Origin of the sequence: Limosilactobacillus kribbianus (assembly GCF_026413145.1) — a bacterium.
Classification (GTDB): domain Bacteria; phylum Bacillota; class Bacilli; order Lactobacillales; family Lactobacillaceae; genus Limosilactobacillus; species Limosilactobacillus kribbianus.
Window position 1 is genome coordinate 1 of record NZ_JAOVYZ010000078.1, and the last position, 4605, is coordinate 4605.

The window sequence follows — 4605 nt, forward strand, 5'->3', positions numbered from 1 at the left end:
TTTAATTTTAAAAAGCAACGCTGTTTAAAGCAAAGAGTGAGCCTTCATTCACACAAATTGTGTAAATAAAGGCTCACTCTTTTGGTATCCCAAATGTCAATAGCTTAACTTAATGACATTGCATGTGGAGTGGGGTGTTGTTAATTATCATGTAAAGCCATTTTAATTAACTAGCTTCAAAGTAGTTTATTATGAGAAGATGTTCGTATCAAAAGGGCCAATCACCTTTCCACATCTTCAGTATAGTAGATCGACTCCAAAAGTTCAAACAAACCGCGTCAGGCCGCCGTTGGTTGCGTTTTCACAATCTAGACATTTTCTGTCTCTTTACCGCTTTATTAAATCAATTTTGAACTGTTTTAGCCAATTTTGCTTACTATATTATCTAAAAATTTATTTTTCTTTTTTCGTAAAAAATCCGTAGCCCACCGCCAAGATGATAAAAATGGCGGTCGTGATAAGCAGCGGTACCCGGGTCGAGTCAATAAACAGCAGGATTACCAGGATCGCCAGGAAAAAGGCGATCGTCAGCCAGCTGGTCAGCGGGTAGCCCGGCATCTTGAAGAAACTGACCCCGGACGGGTGCTGGCGGCGAAACTGAATGTGGGCCCAGAGAATGATCAACCAGGTAAAGATGAAGGTAATCGTCGAAATGCTGGCAATCATGTCAAAGATCCCTGCCGGCATGATATAGTTTAGGATAACCGTAATGAACAGGATCAGTGACGAGAAGGTCAATGCGTTGTTTGGCACCGCCTTGGCACTCAACTCACCGAAGCGCCGGGGAGCATTCCCGCCACGAGCCAGCGAGTAGAGGGACCGGCTGGTGCTAAAGATGGCGCTGTTGGTAGCCGACATGGCCGCCGTCAGCACGACGAAGTTCAAAATGGCCGCCGCACCCGGCACCCCAATGGCCGCGAAGACCTGGACGAAGGGGCTGGAGGTCGTCTTAATTTGGTTCCACGGGTAAATCGCCATCAGGGCAATCATGGAACCGATGTAGAACAGGCCGATCCGAACCGGCAGGGTGTTGATGGCCTTGGGAATATCCTTGTTCGGGTTCTTGGTTTCACCGGCCGTCAAACCGACCATTTCAATGCCGACAAAGGCAAAGACGACCATTTGGAAGGACATCAGAAAGCCCCGCGGTCCGGTCGGGAAGAAACCCCCGTGATTGACCAGGTTCGCCAGCGAAACCGGCCGTCCCGCCACCGAGCTGTGCAGGACGAGCAGGATGATGCCGACCGCGATCAGGGCCAGGATTGCCAGCACCTTAATCATTGAGAACCAGCTCTCCAGTTCCCCGAACAGACCGACGTTAACCATGTTGACCAGCATCAGCAGTACCACGATCACCAGCGGACCCACCCACTGCGGCAGGCTCGGGAACCAGTACTTGAGATAGATCCCGGTCGCGGTCAGATCGGCCATCGCCAGCGTCAGCCAACAGGCCCAGTACATCCAACCGGCAACGAATTCCATCCGATCGCCCAGGTATTCCTTGACCGAGTCGATAAAGGAGTGCTTGGTCGTGTCGGCCAGAATCAGTTCACCAAGGGCCCGCATCATGAAGAAACAAAAGATACCGACGATCAGGTACGAGAGAATGATCGATGGGCCGGCCTTATGAATCGCCGAACCGGATCCCAAGAATAACCCGGTCCCGATCGCCCCACCGATGGCAATCATTGTCACGTGGCGGCTCTTCAGTGAGCGTTTAAGTTTCTGCTGCTGTTCTTTGTCCATTGTCTTCTCTCCTCTCAAATTTTTTGAAACGAAAAAACGTCCCTGGTACACCTAAGTACCAGGGACGTTTTTACACGCGGTTCCACCCATCTTCACGGCCATTTGACCGCCTCTTCAGTCGATAGTGGAACCACCCATTCACCGTTTCTGCCATTTGGCCGGCCCCGGCTCTCAGCTAATACCGGGTTCTCTGTTCGCCAACCTTTATTAGAAGTTACTCATAATTATAATGATTTTCCCACCAAAGTCAAACAATTTGTGACAATCGGGAAAATTAGTTCTGCTTTTACTCTTAAACATTCAGGACCTTATCCAGGAAGTTCTTGGTGTCGGGGTGCTGCGGGTGCTCGAAAATCTGGTCCGGTGTCCCTTGTTCCCGAATGTTGCCGTCGTGGAAGAAGACGACCCGGTCCGCCACCTGCTTGGCAAAGCCCATTTCGTGGGTAACGACGATCATCGTCATCCCTTGCTTGGCCAGGGTCTTCATTACGCCCAGCACGTCACCGACCATTTCGGGATCGAGGGCACTGGTTGGTTCATCGAAGAGCATAACGTCCGGCTTCATCGCCAGGGCCCGGGCAATCGCCACCCGCTGCTTTTGCCCACCGGAGAGGGTCTGCGGGTTGACGTTGGCCTTTTCCTTTAAGCCAACCAGGTCGAGGTAGTGCATGGCTTCCTTTTCGGCTTCTTCCTTGGTGGCCTTACCCAGCTGAGTTGGCGCCAGGGTGATGTTTTCCAGGACCGACATGTTTGGAAAGAGGTTGAAGTGCTGGAAAACCATTCCGATATTTTGTCGCACCTTGTTGATGTCCACCTTCGGATCGGCGATATCGTAACCGTCAACGTAGACGTGCCCACTGTTTGGTTCTTCCAGCTTGTTAATGCAGCGCAGGAAAGTCGACTTCCCGGAACCGGACGGACCGATCATGCAGACCACTTCACTCGGCTTGACGTTCAGGCTCACCCCTTGCAAGACATCGTTGGTCCCGTAACTCTTGTGCAGATCTTTAATTTGAACTTTGTATTGCGCATCCATATTAATCCATCCTCTTCTGTACGTAATTCGATAACCAGGTCAGTAAGGTAATGATGATGATGTAGATTACCGCAATGATCGTCCACATCCGGAACCCTTCCATGTTTTGAGAAATGATGACGGTCCCGGTCTGAGTTAATTCCATCAGACCGATCGCGGAAAGGATTGAGGTATCCTTCAGGGTGATGATGAACTGGTTAACCAGTGATGGCACCATCAGCTTGAATCCTTGCGGCGCGATGACCTTGATCAGAGCCTTGCTGTAAGGCAGCCCCAGGCTCCGGGCCGCTTCCCACTGGCCGACGTTGACGGATTCAAAGCCACCCTTAACGATCGCACCGATGTAGGCCCCTTCGTCAAAGGTCAGGGTTAAGATCCCGGCAAGGAAAAGTGGCACCTTGTGACCGATCACGTTTGGCAGTCCCATGTAGATAAAGAACGCCAGCACGATCATTGGAATCCCCCGGAAGATGTAGATCAGGGTACTGGAGAGACCGTTAGCGAACTTGTTCTGGACAACCCCGAGAACCCCGAGGAAGATCCCAAAGATCATGGCGAAGACGATTCCGACAATCGTCAGCTTCAGCGTCATCCACAACCCGGACAGCAGGGCACTCTTGTTTGCCTTCAGGAGCCCCATAATCGTGTGGGCCTGGGTTGAATTCTTCGTGGTAGCCTTGCTCTTCGTGTACTTGTTAATGATCTTCTGCATCCGGCCGGTCTTCTTCATCCAAGTAATCCCGTCGTTGATCTTAGCCTGTAATTCCTTGTTTTGACCCTTCTGGAAGCCGATGGCAACCGGCTGGGCGTCGATTGGCTTCTTGGTAACGATCTTGAGGTCAACCCCTTGCCGGATCCCGTATTGAAGGACCGGACCATCATCGAAGGTTGCCGCGGCGTTCCCGTTCTTAACGTCGTTCCACATCGTGTTCGAGGAGTCGAAGTACTTAATCTTGTAGCCGTATTTCTTCTGGTTCTTCTTCAAGAAGAGGGCGGCACTAGTTCCAGACTTGGCGGAAACGGTCTTGCCACGCAGCTGCTTCAATGACTTGATCTTGCTGTTCTTGGCAACGGCCATCATGACCCCATCGGTGTAGTACGGCTTGGAGAAATCGTACTTTTGCTTCCGCTCGTCGGTAACACTCATCCCGGCCATAACGGCGTCAACCTGGCCACCTTCCAGGGCTTGAAGGTCCCCGTTGAAGCTCATTGATTTGAACTGGTACTTGAAGTGTTCGTGCTTCGCAATCTGCTGGAGCATTTCAATTTCGATCCCGGGGTTCTTCCCAGAATAACTCCCCTTGCTGTCCTGCATTTCGAACGGGGCAAAGGTTCCGTTAGTGGCAAAGGTGTAGGTTTGATCAGCAGAGGCGGATTGCGGTTCGACAATCAGCCACCCGACCACGATTGCCACAACTGCAATCAAGCTGGCGATGAATTTTTTCCAACTCTTCTTCCGCATACTACCGACTCCTTTTTTCTAATCAAATTTTAACGTTGCTAATACCTTATCATCTGCAAAAAAAGAAGTGAAGACTTTTAAGCCACATCCGTAATAATCCAAGATGAAACCGGTTTAAATGATGATTTAAGAAGCAAGGAGCATAATTTTCTTATTTAAATTAAGCGGTTCAATTAGTGAAAATAATCACTCTTATTTATTTTTAATCTTTGCAATTTAAAAAGTACCGGCAACGTGTGGCAATGTCATTAAGTTAAGAGCTTGACAATTAGTGGTCGGTTCTTACAGGATGTCGTTTGAAAAGTAATTCGTTAATTTTAAGGCCACCTAAGTAGTAATCGCGGTTACTAATTAGGTGGCC

Annotated in this window: 3 protein-coding genes; all 3 read right to left on the reverse strand. The window is 50.0% G+C overall.

The window, feature by feature from the left end:
* Nucleotides 1-393 precede the first annotated feature (393 nt).
* The gene (locus OCT58_RS09920; RefSeq protein WP_267202676.1) at nucleotides 394-1746 is read right to left on the reverse strand and encodes an amino acid permease; all 1353 of its coding nucleotides are present in this window, start codon (nucleotides 1744-1746) and stop codon (nucleotides 394-396) included.
* A 292-nt stretch (nucleotides 1747-2038) separates the two neighbouring features.
* Entirely contained in the window at nucleotides 2039-2782 is a 744-nt protein-coding gene (locus OCT58_RS09925) for an amino acid ABC transporter ATP-binding protein (protein ID WP_267202677.1), read from the reverse strand.
* Nucleotide 2783: 1 nt separating this feature from the next.
* The gene (locus tag OCT58_RS09930) at nucleotides 2784-4244 is read right to left on the reverse strand and encodes an ABC transporter substrate-binding protein/permease (RefSeq protein WP_267202678.1); all 1461 of its coding nucleotides are present in this window, start codon (nucleotides 4242-4244) and stop codon (nucleotides 2784-2786) included.
* Nucleotides 4245-4605: the final 361 nt, after the last annotated feature.